16 protein-coding genes are annotated in these 18782 nt (G+C 68.9%); 3 read left to right on the top strand and 13 right to left on the bottom strand.

Annotation, left to right across the window (positions count from 1 at the left end; all coding sequences use genetic code 11):
• The first annotated feature begins 2 nt into the window (after positions 1 to 2).
• Positions 3 to 1013 (top strand): lipoyl synthase, encoded by a 1011-nt coding sequence (gene lipA / locus SNE34_RS09615; RefSeq protein ID WP_332616763.1) that lies wholly within the window; start codon positions 3 to 5, stop codon positions 1011 to 1013.
• 476 nt (positions 1014 to 1489) lie between these two features.
• Positions 1490 to 3634, top strand: a complete 2145-nt coding sequence (locus SNE34_RS09610; RefSeq protein ID WP_332616855.1) for a carboxy terminal-processing peptidase — start codon at positions 1490 to 1492, stop codon at positions 3632 to 3634.
• A 125-nt stretch (positions 3635 to 3759) separates the two neighbouring features.
• Here the strand turns inward: SNE34_RS09610 and SNE34_RS09605 are convergent, their stop codons facing one another.
• The 13 genes from SNE34_RS09605 to SNE34_RS09545 all read right to left on the bottom strand — a co-directional run bounded on the left by SNE34_RS09605 (position 3760) and on the right by SNE34_RS09545 (position 15948).
• Positions 3760 to 5121: an ABC transporter permease gene (locus SNE34_RS09605; protein WP_332616762.1), complete on the bottom strand. Its 1362-nt coding sequence runs from the start codon at positions 5119 to 5121 to the stop codon at positions 3760 to 3762.
• A gap of 10 nt (positions 5122 to 5131) precedes the next feature.
• The gene (locus SNE34_RS09600; protein WP_332616761.1) at positions 5132 to 6289 is read right to left on the bottom strand and encodes an ABC transporter permease; all 1158 of its coding nucleotides are present in this window, start codon (positions 6287 to 6289) and stop codon (positions 5132 to 5134) included.
• Between the two features lie 10 nt (positions 6290 to 6299).
• Positions 6300 to 6992 carry an ABC transporter ATP-binding protein gene (locus SNE34_RS09595; RefSeq protein WP_332616760.1) on the bottom strand — a complete coding sequence of 231 codons (693 nt, stop codon included), beginning with the start codon at positions 6990 to 6992 and terminating at the stop codon, positions 6300 to 6302.
• Between the two features lie 79 nt (positions 6993 to 7071).
• Positions 7072 to 8343 (bottom strand): efflux RND transporter periplasmic adaptor subunit, encoded by a 1272-nt coding sequence (locus tag SNE34_RS09590; RefSeq protein WP_332616759.1) that lies wholly within the window; start codon positions 8341 to 8343, stop codon positions 7072 to 7074.
• Positions 8344 to 8483: 140 nt separating this feature from the next.
• Positions 8484 to 8780, bottom strand: a complete 297-nt coding sequence (locus tag SNE34_RS09585; RefSeq protein WP_332616758.1) for a transcriptional regulator — start codon at positions 8778 to 8780, stop codon at positions 8484 to 8486.
• Positions 8777 to 9349, bottom strand: coding sequence for a hypothetical protein (locus SNE34_RS09580; protein ID WP_332616757.1), 573 nt, complete (start codon positions 9347 to 9349; stop codon positions 8777 to 8779). The genes SNE34_RS09585 and SNE34_RS09580 overlap by 4 nt, the downstream gene beginning before the upstream one ends.
• A 226-nt stretch (positions 9350 to 9575) precedes the next feature.
• Entirely contained in the window at positions 9576 to 10955 is a 1380-nt protein-coding gene (locus SNE34_RS09575; protein WP_332616756.1) for a leucyl aminopeptidase family protein, read from the bottom strand.
• Positions 10952 to 11683 (bottom strand): HAD family hydrolase, encoded by a 732-nt coding sequence (locus SNE34_RS09570; RefSeq protein ID WP_332616755.1) that lies wholly within the window; start codon positions 11681 to 11683, stop codon positions 10952 to 10954. The genes SNE34_RS09575 and SNE34_RS09570 overlap by 4 nt, the downstream gene beginning before the upstream one ends.
• 141 nt (positions 11684 to 11824) lie before the next feature.
• Positions 11825 to 12874, bottom strand: coding sequence for an AI-2E family transporter (locus SNE34_RS09565; RefSeq protein WP_332616854.1), 1050 nt, complete (start codon positions 12872 to 12874; stop codon positions 11825 to 11827).
• 101 nt (positions 12875 to 12975) lie between these two features.
• Positions 12976 to 13428, bottom strand: coding sequence for a hypothetical protein (locus tag SNE34_RS09560; protein WP_332616754.1), 453 nt, complete (start codon positions 13426 to 13428; stop codon positions 12976 to 12978).
• Between the two features lie 38 nt (positions 13429 to 13466).
• A complete protein-coding gene (locus tag SNE34_RS09555) occupies positions 13467 to 14060 on the bottom strand; it encodes a phage holin family protein (protein WP_332616753.1) in 594 nt (197 codons plus the stop codon).
• 9 nt (positions 14061 to 14069) lie between these two features.
• The gene (locus SNE34_RS09550; protein ID WP_332616752.1) at positions 14070 to 14456 is read right to left on the bottom strand and encodes a hypothetical protein; all 387 of its coding nucleotides are present in this window, start codon (positions 14454 to 14456) and stop codon (positions 14070 to 14072) included.
• Positions 14457 to 14517: 61 nt separating this feature from the next.
• Positions 14518 to 15948, bottom strand: a complete 1431-nt coding sequence (locus SNE34_RS09545) for a Do family serine endopeptidase (protein ID WP_332616853.1) — start codon at positions 15946 to 15948, stop codon at positions 14518 to 14520.
• A 595-nt stretch (positions 15949 to 16543) separates the two neighbouring features.
• On the opposite strand from SNE34_RS09545, the gene SNE34_RS09540 reads away from it, so the two are divergent.
• Positions 16544 to 18703 carry an adenosylcobalamin-dependent ribonucleoside-diphosphate reductase gene (locus SNE34_RS09540; RefSeq protein WP_332616751.1) on the top strand — a complete coding sequence of 720 codons (2160 nt, stop codon included), beginning with the start codon at positions 16544 to 16546 and terminating at the stop codon, positions 18701 to 18703.
• Positions 18704 to 18782: the final 79 nt, after the last annotated feature.

Here is an 18782-nt window from a genome sequence, read left to right as displayed (position 1 = left end):
CCATGACCGATACCGCCACCAAGACCATTCCGCTCGCGGTCGTGAGCGGCGATTCGCCTGCCTCGCTGCAGCCGGGCGTGAAGCAGGTCGCCGGCGACAAGATCAGCCGCTCGCCGGTGCAGTTCGCCGACGCCCCGGTGCTGCGCAAGCCGTCGTGGATACGGGTCCGGATCCCGTCCGGCAACGCCGTGCAGAAGCTCAAGGAAAAGCTGCGCGAGAACCGACTGGTCACGGTCTGCGAAGAGGCCAGCTGCCCCAATATCCACGAGTGCTTCAGCCACGGCACCGCGACCTTCATGATCCTCGGCGAGGTCTGCACGCGCCGCTGCAGCTTCTGCGACGTCGCCCACGGCCGGCCCAAGCCGCCGGACCCGGCCGAGCCGCTGACGTTGGCAAAAACCGTCGCCGACATGGCGCTCAAGTACGTGGTGGTGACCTCGGTCGACCGCGACGACCTGCGCGACGGCGGCGCCGCCCACTTCGTCGACTGCATCGTCGCGATCCGCGAGTTCAGTCCGCGCACCAAGATCGAGATCCTGACCCCGGACTTCCGCGGCAAGGGCCGGATGGAGCGCGCGCTGGAGATCCTTGCCCACAGTCCGCCGGACGTGTTCAACCACAACCTCGAGACCGTGCCGCACCTGTACCGCAACGTGCGTCCCGGCGCCGACTACCAGTGGTCGCTGACCCTGCTGCAGAAGTTCAAGGCGCAGCATCCCGAGGTCGCGACCAAGTCGGGGATCATGCTCGGCCTCGGCGAGACCATGGAGCAGGTGCAGGACACCCTGCGCGACCTGCGCGCGCACGACGTCGACATGATCACCATCGGCCAGTACCTGCAGCCCAGCGCCCACCACCACCCGGTGATGCGCTACTGGACGCCCGAGGAGTACAAGCAACTGGAGGAGTTCGGCATGGCGCTGGGCTTCAGCCACGTCGCTTCGGGCCCGCTGGTGCGCTCGTCGTACCACGCCGACCGATCGGCGATCGAGGCCGGCTACGCCAGCGCCTGATGACCGTCTTGGCGCGGTCTTCGCGTCGACCATGGTGTGATGCCGCGTGCGGATTCATGGGTGAATGCGCGGCAAGCTGAACCGCAACCCCGACGACGGCCGGAAACCCGCCGGTTTGTGCGCTGTCGACGTGACAGCCGCCGCAACTTTCGGCACTGTCGGGTGGTCCAAGCTTGCTGCAACCCTGACCCAGTCCTCACGTCCCAGCTCCAATGCGTGGCTCTCCCTCGACGCATCCCGGACCGCGGCCGGCACCCTTCCTCCGGGCCCGCCGTGACCCCCAACGCGCACCACCTGTCGCGACCTATCCCATGATCAAGAATCCCCTGTTCGCCCTCCTGCTCACCGCCCCGCTGGCCCTGCTGGCGCGTGCCGACACCGGTGCCCCCGTCGGGCAGGCCGGCGCGGCCGACGCGCAGGCCCAGGTCGAGGCCCCGGCGCCGAAGAGCTCCGAGCTGCCGCCGGCAACCCTGCGCATGCCGGTCGAACCAGCCAAGGCGGACGAGGCGAAGGTGCCGGCCGAACTGCCGAGCGGGCCGACCGAATACCAGACCACCGCGGCCAAGTTGGTCTACGGCCTGCTGTCGGACAGCCGCTACGCCTACCGTCCGCAGGCGCTCGACGACGCACTGTCGGCCGACATGTACACCCGTTACCTGGAGGCGCTGGACGGCGGCAAGCAGTTCTTCACCGCGGCTGACATCGCCCGCTTCGATCGCTACAAGACCCGCCTCGACGACGCGATCAAGAGCGGCGAGCTGGACCCGGCATACGCGATCTTCGCGACCTACCGCGAACGCGTGAACGAGCGCGTCGCCTATGCCCGCAAGCTGCTCAAGCAGGACATCTTCGACTTCACCGGCGATGACGAATTCCACTACGACCGCGAGGACGCGCCATGGGCGGCCGACACCGCCGCGCTCGACAAGCTGTGGAAGCAGTCGGTGCGCAACGACTGGCTGCGCCTGAAGCTGGCCGGTAAGGAGCCCGACAAGATCCGCGAGACCCTCGACAAGCGCTACGCCAACCTCGCCGAGAACACCGCCGAGCTGGAAGGCCAGGACGTGTTCCAGACTTTCCTCAACGCCTACGCCGCCGCGATCGACCCGCACACCAACTATTTCACCCCGCGTTCGGCGGAGAACTTCAACTTGGCGATGTCGCTGTCGCTGGAAGGCATCGGTGCGGTGCTGCAGAAGCAGGACGACATCGTCGCGATCCGCGAGATCGTCCCCGGCGGCCCGGCCGACAAGTCCGAGATCCTCGCTCCCGGCGACCGCATCGTCGGCGTCGGCCAGGGCACCAGCGGCCCGGTCGAGGACGTGATCGGCTGGCGCATCGACAACGTGGTCGAGCTGATCCGCGGGCCCAAGGACTCGCAGGTGCGGCTCGACGTCATCCCGGCCGAGGCCGGCCTCGACAGCAAGCCGGTGCGGGTGGTGATCACCCGCGACGAGGTGCGGCTGGAGGACCAGGCCGCCAAGTCCGAGATCCTGACGATTCCCGGCAACGGCGATGCCCCCGACCAGCGCATCGGCGTGATCGAGCTGCCGGGCTTCTACCAGGACTTCGAGGCGCGCCGCCTCAACAAGGAAAACTACGCATCGGCCACCCGCGACGTCGCCAGGCTGCTCAAGCAGCTCAAGGCGCAGGACGTCGACGGCGTCGTGCTCGACCTGCGCAACAACGGCGGCGGCTCGCTGAACGAGGCGATCGAACTGACCGGGTTGTTCATCGACCAGGGCCCGGTGGTGCAGGTGCGCGAATCCGGTGGCCGGGTCGTCGTCAATGGCGACGAGGACGCAGGGGTGGCCTGGGATGGGCCGCTGGCGGTGCTGGTCAACCGTGGTTCGGCCTCGGCCTCGGAGATCTTCGCCGGCGCGATCCAGGACTACGGCCGCGGCCTGATCATCGGCGAGACCACTTTCGGCAAGGGCACGGTGCAGAACCTGGTCGACCTCGACCGCTGGCCGGCCAACGAGGAGGAACGCTTCGGCCAGGTCAAGCTGACCATCGCCCAGTTCTTCCGCGTCGCCGGCGGCTCGACCCAGAACAAGGGCGTGGTGCCGGACATCGCCTTCCCGGCGTCGGTCGACGCCACCGAGTACGGCGAGAGCACCTACGACAACGCACTGCCGTGGACCAAGATCGCGCCGGTGCCGCACATCAACTACGGCAATTTCGCGCCGCTGCTGCCCAAGCTCGAAACCCTGCATACCGATCGGGTGGCCGACAACCGCGAGTTCCAGTGGTGGAAGGAAGACGTCGCGCGCTACCGCGAGGAAGCCGCCGAGACCTCGATCTCGCTGAACGAGGCCGAGCGCCGCGCCGAGCGTGACGCCAACGAAGCCCGTCGCAAGCAGCGCCAGGAAACCCGCGAGGAGCTCGGCCTCGCCCTCGACCCGCTGGCCGCGGCGCAGCTTGACGACGGCCTGACCGCCAACGAGCGCGACATCGTCGAGGACGCCGCCCGCGAGAAGGCCGCCGAGGACCGCCCCGACCCGCTGCTGCGTGAATCGGCCGCGATCCTGGCCGACGCGCTGTGGCTGCTGAGCAACGACGAGCAGCTGTCGGCGGCGGTGCTGCCGGGTTCTGGTACGGCGGGGCACTGGGCCGACTGAGGCAGGCCATTCCGATCGTAGAAACAACACGGGCGCCAAAGGGCGCCCGTGTTGTTTTTGGGGTTTTTGCGCTTTTTGTAGGAGCGGCTTTAGCCGCTCCTACAGGGAGCACGGCGCTTTTGCGACTAAGCTGCCCGCAACGCCGTGGTCACCGGCAACCGCGCGGCCCGCAGCGCCGGGAACAGCCCGCCGACCAGTCCGATCCCGAGCGCCCACTTCAATCCCTGCCACAGCAACTCCGGCGAGACCTTGAACTGGAACACCACCTGGCTGAAATTGTTGCCCAGGGTCGACACCGTGTAGCCGTTGAACACCAGCCACGCCAGCCCGGCGCCGAGCAGGCCGCCGAGCAGCGCCAGCAGCATCGTCTCCAGCATCACCGCCACCACCACCGGCAGCCCGCGGAAACCGAGCGCGCGCATCGTCGCGATCTCGCGCGCGCGGCCGGCGACCGCCGCGTACATCGTGTTGAGCGCGCCGAACACCGCGCCGATCGCCATGATCGTGCCGATCACCGTGCCCAGGATCGTGATGAGCTTGGTCAGGCCCTCCGACTGCTTGGCGTAGTAGTCGTGGGTGGTGAGCACGTCGAGCTTGAGCCGCGGGTCGGCGGCGAGCGCCGCCTTGAGTTGGTCGAACCCGTCCTTGCCGGCCAGCTTGACTGTCACCGACTGGTAGGCCGAACGGTTGTAGCTGGAACCGACAACTTCGGCGTCGGCCCACAGTTCCGAGTCGTGCGAGTTGCCGCTGGCGAACTTGCCGACCACCGACCAGACCTGGTTGCCCAGCTCGACCTGCTCGCCGACCTCGAGCCCGGCGAACTGCTCCTGCGCGCCCTTGCCGACCACCAGTTCCCGCAGGCCGGGTTCGAACTTGCGGCCTTCGACGATCGCCACGTCCGGCCGCAGCTGCCACGCCCGCGGTCCGACCCCGCGCAACTGCACGTTGGCGTCGTTGCCGTCGGCCTTGGTCGGCAGGTTGACCACCTGCGACAGTTCCGGCGAGACCAGCGGCCGGCCCTCGGCACCGGTCGCGATCCCGGCCAGCGCCGAGATCAACGGCACCTGGTCGCGACTGATCACCGAGTTGGTCTCTGCCTGCGAGCCGCCGCGCAGGATGATCGCAGTGTCCTCGCCGCCGGTCTGGTTGAGCGTGGCCTGGAAGCCCTTGCCCATCGCCAGCATCGCCACCAGCACCGCGACCACGCCGGCGATGCCGACCACGATGACCGTCGATGCGCCCCAGCGTTGCGGCAAGCCGGCGATGCCGACCGCGGCCACCGCCAGCGTCTGCCGGCCGCGCCGGGTCAGGCCCAGCCACGCGGCCAGCGCCAGCACCAGGGCCAGCACCGCGTACCACGGCAGCACGATCCACGCCGCCAGCATCACGGCCACCAGCAGCACGATGCCGAGGTTGCCGAGCCAGCGCTTCAGGCGGCCGCCGGTTCGACGGGCGGTACGCGGCTGCTTGTTGTTCGAAGTTTTCATGATCCTGTCCTCAGCGTCCGGCCAGCGCATCGACGATCTTCAGGCGCATCGCACGCAGCGCCGGCAACAGGCCGACCACAACGCCAAGCACCAGTATCAGCACCGCCGCAACCCCCCAGGTCTCGGCGGGGATGCCGGCGCTGGGCAACATGCCCTGGCTGTAGGCGCTGACCGCGCCGACCACCACCTGCGCCAGTCCCATCCCGATCAAGCCGCCAATGCCGATCAGCAGCACCGACTCGGCCAGCACCAGCAGCAGCACGCTGCGGTCGGTAAAACCGATCGTCTTGAGCACCGCCAGCTCCGGGATGCGCTCACGCACCGCCTGGGCCATGGTGTTGCCGGTCAGCAGCAGCAGGGTGAAGAACACCGCGCCCATGATCGCGGTGACGATCAGGCCGATGTCGGCGAACTGTTTCATGAAGGCCTGTTGCCACGCCGACTCGGTCTGGGTCTTGGTCTCGTGGTCGGAGTTCTCCGACAGCGCGTCGATCGCCTGCGCCACCCGGCTGGCCTGGTCGGCGTTTTCCAGTTCGATCATGAACCAGCCGATCTGGTCCTGCATGTAGTCGTTGGATTCGTCGAAATACTTCCAGTGGAACATCAGCTGGCGTTCCTGCTGCTCCAGCGCCGGGTCATCGACGTGGAAGATGCCGCGCAGGGTGAACACCCAGTCGTTGCTGCCGTCCTTGGGAAAGATCGTCGCCTGCAGCGGGATGGTGTCGCCGATCTTCCAGCCATGCTGCGTGGCGAGCGCCTCGCCGACGATCGCGCCGGTGCGGTCGGCTTGGTAGGCCTCCAGCTGTTCGGGCGGGATCTTGAACTCGGGGTAGACGTCGAAATAGCCCGGGCCGATCGCGAAGTTGGGGAAGAAGTTCTTCGGGTCGCGGTAGATGCCGCCGAACCAGTTGGCGTAGGCGACCTTCTCGACTCCTGGTACCGCCTCGATCTGCGCCAGCAGCCGGTACGGCAGGGTCTGGGTGATCGACAGCCGCGACGACACCACCAGCCGGTTCGCCCCGGCGACGCTGTTGCCTGAGGTGAACGCGACGCGGACCGAGTCGAGCATGCCGAACAGCAGGAACGCCGCCACCACCGACAACAGCGTAAGCGCCGTGCGGGTCTTGCTGCGGAACAGCGAGGCCCAGATCAGGTGCAGGTATTTCATGTCTGCCTCCTCAGGCGGTGACCGCCAGCTCGCTGTCGACCAGCGTGCCCTTGTCGAGGTGGATCGTGCGCTGCGCGTGGTCGGCGGCCTTGGGATCGTGGGTGACCATCACGATGGTCTTGCCGTGGTCGCGATTGAGCGATTGCAGCAGCGCCAGGATTTCTTCGGCGGACTGGCGGTCGAGGTCGCCGGTCGGCTCGTCGCAGATCAGCAACGTCGGGTCGGACACGATCGCGCGGGCGATCGCGACGCGCTGCTGCTGGCCGCCGGACAGTTCGTTGGGCCGGTGCTTGCCGCGGTCGGCCAGGCCGACCAGCTGCAGCGCGATCTCGGCGTTGCGCTTGCGCTGCGCGCCCGACAGTTTGGTCAGCAACAGCGGCAGCTCGACGTTCTTCTGCGCGCTCAGCGTCGGCATCAGGTTGTAGAACTGGAACACGAAGCCGACGTGCTGGCTGCGCCAGTGCGACAGCTGGCCGGAACTCATCTGGTCGATGCGTTGGCCGCTGATCTCGATCTCGCCGCCGCTGGGCGAATCCAGCCCGCCGATCAGGTTGAGCAGGGTGGTCTTGCCGGAGCCCGACGGCCCCATCAGCGCCACGAAATCGCGCTCGGCGATGTCGAGGTCGACGCCATGCAGCACCTCGACCTTCTCGGGGCCGCGCTGGTAGGTCTTGGTGAGGTTGCGGATCGATACCAGTGCCATGCGAACGTCCTCGTTGTGCGTTGTTCGGTGATCGACGGATCCGGCAATCGCTGCGGATCCGTCCTGCCAATGTCCGGTACTACTCGCTGTCGCCGGTCCCGGCCTCGGCGATGCGCACGCGGGCGCCATCGACGAGGTCTTGCGGCGGGTCCAGTACCACTTCATCGCCGCCATCGAGGCCGGCGGTGACTTCTCGGTCGTCGCCGAGGCTGCGCCCGACGGTGACCACGTGTTGTTCGACTTCGCTTTTCCCGGCGTCGGGCTCGACGAGAGTGAACGCGAGCTGCTTGCCGTCGCGATCGACAATCGCCGCTGCCGGCACCAGCACGCCGGGTTTGGATTTCGGCGCGTCGGCCGGCTGGGCCTTCTCCATGAAGCTCACCCGCACGCCCATCTCCGGCACGATCCGCTCGTCCTTCTCGTTGAGCGCGATGCGGACCTTGACCGTGGCCTTGCCGCGATCGGCGGTCGGAATGATCGCGATCACCTCGCCCGGGATCTGCCAGTCGGGATAAGCATTGAGCGTCGCCTCGATCGGCATGCCCGGCTTGACCCGACCGATGTACGACTCGCCGACGTCGACCTCCACTTCCAGCGAGTCCATATCGACGATCGTACCGATGCCGGTACGGGTGAAGCCGCCGCCGGCCGACAGCGGCGAAATCATCTCGCCCGGCTGCGCCGCCTTGGCGATCACCACGCCGGCGAACGGCGCGCGCACCACGGTGTTGTCGACGCCGTTGTCGGCGACCGCGAGCTGGTCTTCCGCCACCTGTGCCTGGCGCTTGGCGGTCAGCAGTTGCGCGCGCAGGGCATCACGCTCGGCGACCGCCTGGCCGTACTGCGCCTGCGACACCAGTTGCTGCTTGACCAGCGGCCCGAGCCGCGCGGCGTTGGCCTCGGCCTCGTCGAGCCGCGCCTGGGCGCCGCCGATCTGGCTGCGCGCTGCGGCGAGCTGGGCCGCGGCGAGGTCACGTTGGGCGGCCGCGTCGACCGGGTCGAGCGTCGCCATCACCTCGCCGGCCTCGACGTGCTGGCCCTCCTCGATCAGCACCTCGCGGACCTTGCCGGTGACCTTGGCCGACACCGTCGCCATGCGTCGCGCGACCACGTAGCCGGTCGCGTCGAGCACCGAGGCGCTGCCGCCGTTGCCGCCGCCGATCGCCACCACCGACGCGGTCTGCACCACCGGCGCATCGTCGCGGCCGAACAATGCCCAGCCGGCAAGTGCCAGCAACAACACGGCGGCGGCGATGGCCAATGCGATCCAGAGTCCCCGCCGCGAAGGTGCGGGTGGCGGGGCGCTGCGGTCGATGCGAAGTTCCTTCAACAGGTCGGTTTGTGCAGTCATATGCAACCCAGGACGCAGGACAGCGCCGAGTGTGACGGCAGATTGGCGCGGTCGCCAACCTGCCGGAAGTCCCTCGGGTCGGTGGGATTGAGTTTCCCGTAGCGTTCGCGACGCGTTGGCGGTCGCGTGTCGGCCCGCACTCAACCGGCCGCGGCGATCACCGCCTGCAACGCCCGCAGGTGGCGGTCGAGCGCCTTGCGGCCATCCTTGGTCAGGCGATACCAGGTCACCGGTTTGCGCTCGACGAAATCACGCCGCAGGTCGATGCAGCCGGCTTCCTCGAGCTTGCGCAACTGCGCGCCGAGGTTGCCATCGGTCAACTCGAGCTGCTGCTTGAAGCGGGCGAAACTGATTTCGCCGTGGCGCGCCAGCAGCACGCTGATCGCCAGCCGCGCGCGGCGCTCGAACACCGGGTCGAGGCCATCGAGCGCTTTCATGGGTGCACGGCCGGTTCGCGGGTCTTGCGGCTGGCAAGGCCGGCCCACGCCAGCGACGCGCCGATGACCACGCCGGTGATGGTCCAGGTGTAGGGCGGCGCGAACACCGACAGCACCACGTAGGCGGCCAGCATCAGCAGCCCGCTCCACAGCAGCGGCCGCTCCAGGTGGACGCCGGCGAAGCTGTAGGCCAGGCCGGCGACCAGCAGGAAGTTGCCGGCGACCGCCTCGATCGGGGCGCCGCGCAGCACCGGCAGCCAGCAGATCAGGAAGCCGACGCCGGCGACCAGCCAGTGGTAGCCGTGGCGACGGCCGAGTTCGCGATCGAGCGTGCCGCTGCGCCGGTCCTCGCGCGCGCCCAGCCACCAGCTGGCGAGACCGCCGCCGATGCCGCAGACCAGCCAGAACGGCCCGGCCAGTCGCGGGGCGAAGTCGGGCAGGGCGAAGCCGATCGCGATGATCGCGGCCCACATGAAGTAGATCGCCGGGACGCCGCTGCAACGGTCGCTGCGGCGCACGGCGCGAGCGACGTAGTCGAGGTCCTGACGGAGATGGTCGGTGCTGGTCATGGCGGGACTCCGTGGAAGGGATAAATTGCAAAGTACTCTAAAAAACAGAGTTGTCAAGACTGTTGATTGCATCCTCGACGAACGGCGGGTGGGCTTTTGTAGGAGCGGCTTTAGCCGCGATCGGAAACCGTTCGCCCGCGCCGACTCCCGATCGCGGCTAAAGCCGCTCCTACAGGAAGCCGCCGATCGCCCAAGAGCCGGTCGCCGGCGGATGCTTGGACGCGCGTCAGCGCCCGGCGCGCGCCTGCAGCATCGCGAACGCGGCGCGCAGCCCCTGCGCCTCGCCGCCGGCCGGCCGGCCGGGGCGGTCGGCGTCGTTCCAGCTGTAGACGTCCAGGTGTGCCCACTTCTGCGCGGCCGGCACGAACCGCTCCAGGTACAGCGCGGCGGTGACGCTGCCGGCCATCCTCGACGGCCCGCCGTTGGCGATGTCGGCGATGTTGCTGGTCAGGTAGCGCCAATACGGTCGCCACAGCGGCATTCGCCACAGCGGGTCGCGCTGCTGCGTTCCGGCGTCGAGCCAGGCGTCGGCGAGGGCATCGTCGTTGCTGTAGAGCGCCGGCAGGTCGGGGCCGAGGGCGATGCGGGCGGCGCCAGTCAGGGTCGCGAAGTCGAGAATGAAGTCCGGCGACTGCTCGCCGGCGTAGGTCAGTGCATCGCACAGCACCAGCCGGCCCTCGGCGTCGGTGTTGTCGACCTCGACGCTGATGCCGGCGCGGGTGTCTAGCACTTCGCCGGGGCGGAACGCGTTGGGGCCGACCGAATTCTCGACCGCGGCGACCAGCAACGTGACTCGCAGCGGCAACTGCCGCGCCATCACCCATTCGGCCAGCGCGATCGCGTGGGCGCTGCCGCCCATGTCCTTCTTCATGTTGCGCATGCCGTCGGCGGGCTTGAGGTCGAGGCCGCCGGTGTCGAAACACACGCCCTTGCCGACGATCGCGACGTGCGGGTGCGCCGGCTCGCCCCACGTCACGCAGATCAATCGCGGCGCGCGGTGGCTGGCGCGGCCGACCGCGTGGATCGCTGGGAAGTTGCGGATGAGCAGGTCGTCGCCGCTGATGACTTCGATGTTGCCGCCGTGGCGCTCGGCGATCTCGCAGGCGACCTGCTCCAGCTGGTCCGGGCCCATGTGTTCGGTCGGGGTGTTGACCAGGTCGCGCACCCGCACGCAGGCGGCGAGCGCGGCGCGGACATCCGGGCAATCTTCATCGACCTGCAGCAACGCCGGCGCGCGCGATGGCTGCTTGTAGCGGCTGAAACGATAGGCGCCCAGGCCCCAGCCCAGTTGCAGCGTGGCGAGGGTGGCGGGGTCGTGTTCGCCGGCCAGCCGGAACGCGCGCGGCGGCAGCGCGAGCGGGGCGTGGCCGTAGCTGTAGGGATCGAGCGGATCACCGATGCCGATCATCGCGCCGCTGGCGCCATCGTCGCCGGGCAGCAGCAACGCGCTGCCGGGGGCGCCGTCGAAACCCTGCGCATCGAGCCAGGCGCCGGTCGCGGCCGGTTGGCTGGCGCGCCAGTCGGCCAGCGACTCGCGGCTGACCACGTGCAATGGCAACGCGTCGGTGGCGGCTTCGGCGGTGATGAAACCGGATGGCAGGCTCATGCGGACAGCGACTCCTGGGGATGCACCGCGTCCAGCCAGTCGGCCAGCGCGGCAAGGGTGGGGAACGTGAGGTCGGGACGGATCTCGGTGTGCGGCCAGCGCCGGCTCGCGCCGGACGCGTCGGGACGATTGATCCAGCAGGTGCGTAGGCCGGCGCGATGGGCGCCGAGCACATCGGTGCGGGTGTCGTCGCCGACATGCAATACCTGCGACGGCGGGCAATCCAGGCGCGCGCAGGCGGCATGGAAGATGCCGGCGTCGGGCTTGGCCGCGCCGTGCTCGCGCGCACCGAGCTGGAAGCGGAACAGCGGCATCAGTCCGATCGTGCGCAGGCAGGCGTTGCCGTTGCTGAGCGCCGCCAGTGGCACTTTTGCGGCAAGACGCTGCAGCGCATCGAGGCTGTCGTCGTAGTGCTCGACCTCGCAGCGCGCGGCGAAGTAGGCGTCGTAAGCCGGTTGCGCAAGGGCGACGTCGTCGCCGGCCTGCTCGAACATGCGCTCGAGCATCCAGCGGCGTTGCGCGGTCATGTCGTGGGCGAGGTGCGGGCGTTCGCGGTCGACCTGCTGGCGCAGTTGCCGGCGCGCCTCGAACGGCCAGCGCGCGGCGGTGCGCGGCGCGTGCCGATCCAGCCAGTCGCCCAGCGCCTTTTCCGCGCGCGCGATTGCCGGAGCGACCGGCCAGATCGTGTCGTCGAGGTCGAGGGTGATGGCGCGGACCGGGAACTGCACCGGGCCATTCTAGCGCCGCAGGTACAAGTGCGCTTCAGTGCTGACTGTAGGAGCGGCTTTAGCCGCGATCTGGAATTGTTCGCCCGCGCCGACTCCAGATCGCGGCTGAAGCCGCTCCTACAAAATGCCCATTGCGGCGACCTATTCCAGCAGGGTCGCCCAGCCTTCCAGGCCCTCGATCCGCGCCAGCACGATCTTCACGCAGACCAGCAGCGGCACCGCCAGCAGCAGGCCGATGATCCCCCACAGCCAGCCGAACAGCATCAGCGCCAGGATCAGCACCAGCGGCGACAGCCGCATCTGCCGGCCGAGCACGATCGGGGTCAGGATCTGCCCCTCGAGCGTGTGCAGGCCCAGGTAGATGCCCGCCGGCAGCAGCGACATCCACAATTCGTCGAAGGCGACGAAACCCATCATCAACATGATGATGATGCCGATCAGCGGGCCGACGTACGGCGCGAAGTTGAGGATCATCGCCATCGTCCCCCACAACAGCGCCTCCGCCAGCGGCACCCCGAGCAGGTAGAAGATCCCGGCCAGGAGCAGGCCGAGCAGGGCGTTGATCACGCTGATGGTCAGTACGTAGCGCGATACCTCGCGCTCGATCGACTGCAGGATCTCGACAGTGACGCGCTTTTGCTGGCGCGTCGGCAGCAGCGACAGCGCGTTGCGTTGCAGGTTCTGGCCGTAGACCATGAAGAAGAACGTCAGCAGCACCACCGCCAGCACCGAGGCGATCATCATCGGGGTGGTGGTCAGCGACTTGTACGGGTCGTTGACCTCGGTGCGGACCACTTCGACCGGCTGTGCGTCTTCGCCATCGGTGGCGCGGGCGAAGTCCTGCGCGGCCTCATTGGCTGCCTTGACCGGCTTGGTCAGCTCGCGCAGCTTCGGTGCCAGGTCGCGCATCTCGCGCGGCACCTGTCTGGCCCATTCCGCGGCCGGCTCGACCAGTTGGCTGCCAAGCGCGACTGTGCCGGCCAGGCCCAGCAGCAGCACCAGCATGGCGCCGATCGCGCGCGGGATGAACACGCGTTGCAGGCCGCGGATGATCGGGTTTCCGATCATCGCGAAGAACATCGCCAGCAGTACCGGCAGGATCACGTCCTGGGCAACCCACAAGGTGTAGCCGACCGCCAGCGTCGCCAGCACCACCAGCGCGGTGGACGCGCGCGGGCGCAGCGGCGACAGCGGCGGCTCGGCGCCGGAACTGGCGTCGGCGGCCGGGGTGGCCGTGCCGGGGCCGCTTCGCGGGTGTCGGGCGTCCGCGTCGCCGTCGGTCGGCGTGGCCACTAGTCGATCGCCTCGGCATTGGTCCGGCGCGCCGCGGCCGCCGCGCGCAGCAGGCGCTCGTGGGCGACGCGTTCGTTGGCCGCGGTAATCGTCGCGGCGGCGGCATCCGCGGTGGAAGCCGCGCCCGGGACTGCGGCCGCGACCGCCGTTTCGGCGTCGTCCGCGGCATGCTCGGCTTCCTCGGCCGCGTGGCTGGCGGTGCCGCTGGCGAACACGCCGGTCAGCAGCGACACGATCCGCACCAGGCCGCCACCGCGCGCGGCGCTGCGCAGCGGTTCGGCGCGGCCGACCAGGAACCCGCCGACCACGCCGGCGATCACGATCCGCGTCGGCGTCCAGGCTGTCTTCCATGAATGCTTGAGCTGGCGCAGGTCGGCACCGACCCGGCGCTCGTGCGCCTCCAGTGCGTTCTCGGCCTGCGTGACCTTGGCGATGAGTTTGTCGAAGCTCATGACGCGGTGACTCTCCCCTGTATGTGACCGCCGGCCCGTCAGGGCGGAGTTACGTCGACGCCCTGCTCGTCCTTCGCCGGTGCGCCATGGCCGTTGCTTGGCGGGTTGCGCGCGGACGCGGCGCGCGCCGACACCGGCGAGTCCGGATCGGGCATGAACTCGGCCAACTCGCCGATGCCGAGCCGGGCCAGCTGGCGCCGGGTCGCCTGCAGCCGGGTGTGTTCGAAATAGCGCATCGCCAAGACGCCGGCGACGGCGGCGGCGACCAGGCTCAGCAGCGCCGGCACCAGCATCGCCACCGACCACGACCAACCCAGTTGGCGGCTGAGGAACACCACCAGGGTCGCCATCAGCAGCAACCAGGCCGAGGCGCCGAACGCGGCCGCCATGCCGCCGAACGCCAGGCTGCGACCGGCGGCGCTGCGCGCCAGCGCCACGTCGGCGACCACCAGCGTGCGCAGGGCCTTGGCGGTATCACCGGCGGCGCCGAGGCTGGCGCGACCGGTGGCGCCGATCTGCCGCATCGCTTCCAGCAGGTCCGGCGGCAGTGCGTCGAAACCCTCCGCCGATTCGCGTGCCTTCCCGGCGTGCCGGTCGGGATCGCGGTTGTCGCCTGCGCCGGTCGCGCCCATGGCGATGGCTTACTTGTCGCCGCTGCGGGCGAGCTTGGCGATGATCCAGCCGGCCGCGAAGGCGGCGCCGAACGAGGCGATCGGGCGTTCGCGGATCAGCTCGGCGGCGCTGTCGATCAGGTCGCGACCCTTGTCCATCAACACGTCGGCCTGCTCGCGCGCGGCGGCGCTGGCATGTTCGGCGGCGCTGATACCGGCCAGTGCGCTGTCGGCGAGGTCGGACTTGACGTGGGCCTTGCCGACCCGCAACTCGTCGCCGGCGGCACCGGAGGCGCCCTTGATCGCATCACCGGCGTCGCGCGCCGCCTGCTTCAGGTGGCTGCCGGCTTCGCCCAGGCTGTTCTTCAGCGGGCTGGCTGCGGCGGGGCCGTTGTGCGTGGTGTCGGTCGGGCTCATGTGGTGGTACTCCTGGCGGGGGCTGGCGAAGTGGAGCGGTTGGGGTAAACCGCGCGTCGCGTCACTGCATCGGCAGGATGCCCTGCCGGTTGCCGCGCACGATACGCAGGACCAACTGTGCCGGAGCCTGTGTGAAGCCCGCGCGGAAGCCCGCGAGGTCGTCGAACTCGCCGGCGCTGGCGGCCACCACCACGTCACCGACCCGCAGGCCGTTGCTGTCGGCGCGGCTGCCGCGGGCGATCGACTCCACCACCACGCCGCTGACGCCGGACTGGCGCAGGCCCTCGGGCAGTTCGGCGAAGGTCGCGCCGGTCAGCCGCGGGTCGAGCTGGGCGCCGGGGAACACCCGCGGCTGTTCGCGCACCACCACCGTCAGCTGCATCGGTGCGCCGTCGCGGCGGATGTCGAGCACGACCTGGCTGCCGACCGGCTGCAGGCCCTCGAAGTTGTGCAGCGCGTCCGGGCCGTCGATGCGCTCGCCGTTGGCGGCGACGATGACGTCGCCCGGCTGCAAGCCGGCGTCGTCCGCGGCCAGGCCGTCGTAGACCCGGTTGACCACCGCGCCGCGGGCATCGTCGAGCTTCAGCGCTTCGGCCAGCCGCGCGGTCAGCGCCTGCGACTCCAGCCCGAGGCTGCCGCGGCGGACCTCGCCGGTGGCGACCAGTTGGGTCATCACGTTGCGCGCGAGGTTGGCCGGGATCGCGAAGCCCAGTCCGATGTTGCCGGCCATCGAACCACGCGGGTTGAAGCTGGCGGTGTTGATGCCGACCAGCTGGCCGTCGAGGTTGACCAATGCGCCACCGGAGTTGCCCGGGTTGATCGAGGCATCGGTCTGGATGAAGTTCTGGTAGCCGAGCCCGCGCAGGCCGCTGCGACCGACCGCCGAGACGATGCCGCTGGTGACGGTCTGGCCGATCCCGAACGGGTTGCCGACCGCGACCACGAAATCGCCGACCCGCAACGCGCCCGAATCGGCCAGCGGGATCTCGTGCAGGTCCTGCGCCGGGATCTTCATCACCGCGACATCGGTGTCGGGATCGGAGCCGACGAACTCGGCGTTGAGGGTGCGGCCGTCGCTGAGCGTCACCGTGACCTCGTCGGCGCCCTCGATCACGTGGTGGTTGGTCAACACCAGCCCGCGCTCGGCGTCGACGATCACGCCCGAGCCCAGCGACTGCTCGATCCGCTCGCGCGGCACGTTGGGGAACATCCGCCGGAACATCGGGTCGTTGGCGAACGGGTTCTGGATCCGCACCCGCGACTTGGTCTGCACGCTGACCACCGCCGGGGTGACCCGCGCCAGCATCGGTGCCAGCGATGGCAGCGGCTGGCCGGCGACCGCGGCCGGCAGCTGGCCCAGTGTCGGCGCCACAGCGGCGACCGCCGGCGAGGCTTGCGCCGGGGCGAGGCCGTCGCGGATCGCGGTCGCGGCAAAGCCGCCAAACGCGGCGGCGAGGATCAGGGCGAGCAGGGTCTTGGTCGGGGTCGACATCGTGGGCATGCGGGCTCCGGAATTGCACTTGGACAACGCTGTCGGCGCGGGGTTCGGCGTGGCCGGCGCGGCGCCCGGCCGGTCCCCCGCCGGCACGAGAGCCAGTGTGCGCGATGCCCACCCAATCGTCGATGAAGCCCCGAGTCCGGCGGCAAAAACGCATTCCGTCAACCGTTGCGGCCACGGTTCCAGGCACACCGCGGATGCACCGATTCGACACCAGAAATGCGTTGACTTCGCCGGGGTCGGGCGGTAGTTTGGCCACTCGCCTCGCACACTACATGTTGTGGTTTGCGGGGTCGTCGAAACCCAAGCAGTGGGGTTCGCTTGGGCAAGTTGAGCGCTTGGAACCGCAAGGATTGCGGCTCTTCGGCGTCTGACGGAGCAGGGCCTTGGCGACCGCTCGAACCACCACCAAACCTGTGCCTGACGCGGCGCGCATGACGCAGCCGCGGGCATCGGCGTCGGCGGCTGGCGGCAACACCCGGCGGCAACACCGGCAACAATCAGAACAAGCAACGAACCGGGCCACACCCGGTCCAGCACAACCCGGCCGCGACCCCATGCGCGGCCATCACGAGGAGAAAGGGCAGGCATGAGTACGGTGCGCCTCGAGGCAGTGAACAAGAGCAGCGACAAGTCAGGCATGGACATCCCGATGCAGCCCGCGTCCCAGGACATCTGGGACAAGAAGTACCGGCTCAAGAGCAAGGGCGGCGACGCGATCGACGCCGACATCGACGCGACCTACCAGCGCGTCGCCCGGGCGCTGGCCGAGGCCGAGCCGACCCCGGAGCTGCAGCAGTACTGGAACGAGCGCTTCACCTGGGCGCTGCGCCGCGGGGCGATCCCGGCTGGCCGCATCACGTCCAACGCCGGCGCGCTCGAGCACAAGCCGGCGACCAGCACGATCAACTGCACCGTCAGCGGCACGATCGAGGACTCGATGGACGGCATCCTCGAGAAGGTCCACGAGGCCGGCCTGACCCTGAAGGCCGGCTGCGGCATCGGCTACGAATTCTCGACCCTGCGCCCGCGCGGCGCGTTCGTCGCCGGCGCCGGCGCGTACACGTCGGGGCCGATGTCGTTCATGGATATCTACGACAAGATGTGTTTCACCGTGTCCTCGGCCGGTGGCCGCCGCGGCGCGCAGATGGGCACGTTCGACGTGTCGCACCCGGACGTGAAGGACTTCATCCGGGCCAAGCGCGAGGACGGCCGCCTGCGCCAGTTCAACCTGTCGCTGCTGATCACCGACGGCTTCATGGAAGCGGTGGCCGACGACGCCGACTGGCCGCTGGTGTTCCCGATCAACATCAAGGAAAAGGGCGACATCGACCTCGATGACGCCGCCACCGTGGTCTGGCGCGACTGGCCGACCCACAAGAACTACATCGCCCGCGAAGACGGCCTGGTCGCCTGCAAGATCTACGGCCACATCAGGGCGCGGCACCTGTGGGACATGATCATGGTCTCGACGTACGACTACGCCGAGCCGGGCTTCATCCTGATCGACCGCGTCAACGAGATGAACAACAACTGGTGGTGCGAGAACATCCGCGCGACCAATCCCTGCGGCGAGCAGCCGTTGCCGGCCTACGGCGCCTGCCTGCTGGGCTCGGTCAACCTGACCAAGTTCGTGCGCAACGCCTTCACCGACAAGGCGACGTTCGACTGGGACGAGTACAAGGAAGTCGTGCGCGTGTTCACCCGCATGCTCGACAACGTGGTCGAGGTCAACGGCCTGCCGTTGCAGCAGCAGCGCGACGAGATCATGCGCAAGCGCCGCCACGGCATGGGCTTCCTCGGCCTGGGCAGCACCGTGACCATGCTGCGGATGAAGTACGGCTCCAAGGCCTCGACCGAGTTCACCGAGCGCGTCGCCCGCGAGATGGCGGTGGCCGGCTGGGAAATGGGCCTGGAGCTGGCCCGCGAGAAGGGCCCGGCGCCGATCATGGTCGAGAACTTCCAGGTCGACGCGGAGATGCTGCGCAAGCGCCCGGAGATGGTCAAGGACGGCTGGAAGATCGGCCAGAAGATCCCCGGCAAGACCCTGCACGCCAAGTACAGCCGTTACATGCAGCGCATCGCCGAGGTCGCCCCGGAACTGGTCGCCGAACTGGCCGAGACCGGCGCCCGCTTCACCCACCACAGCTCGATCGCACCCACCGGCACCATCTCGCTGTCGCTGGCCAACAACGCCTCCAACGGCATCGAGCCGTCGTTCGCCCACCACTACAGCCGCAACGTGATCCGCGAGGGCAAGAAGTCGAAGGAGAAGGTCGACGTGTTCTCGTTCGAGTTGCTGGCCTACCGCGCGCTGGTCAACCCGCGGGCGATGCCGTTCTCCGAGGACGATGCCGAGAAGCTGCCCGAGTACTTCATCGCCGCCGACGACGTCACCCCGAAGCAGCACGTCGACGTCCAGGCCGCCGCGCAGAAATGGGTCGACAGCTCGATCTCCAAGACCGCCAACGTCCCGACGGATTACCCGTACGAGGACTTCAAGGACATCTACACCTACGCCCACGCGCAGGGCCTGAAGGGCTGCACCACGTTCCGCTTCAATCCTGCCGCATTCCAGGGCGTGCTGGTCAAGGAAGCCGACCTTGAGAACACCACCTACCGCTTCGAGCTGGAGGACGGCCAGGTGGTGGAGGTCAAGGGCAACGAGCAGATCGAATACGACGGCGAAATGCACACCGCCGCCAACCTGTTCGACGCCCTCAAGGAAGGGTATTACGGCAAGTTCTGACGGCCGGGCCGCGGGCTTCGGCTCGGGGCTGAATCCAGGCCGGTTCCAGTGTGTTTTGGGCGCGATGCGGAGTTACGAT

Origin of the sequence: Novilysobacter erysipheiresistens (assembly GCF_036663935.1) — a bacterium.
GTDB classification, from domain to species: Bacteria; Pseudomonadota; Gammaproteobacteria; order Xanthomonadales; family Xanthomonadaceae; genus Novilysobacter; species Novilysobacter erysipheiresistens.
The sequence above is the reverse complement of the archived record's forward strand: the minus strand, read 5'-3'. Positions and strand labels throughout refer to the sequence as shown.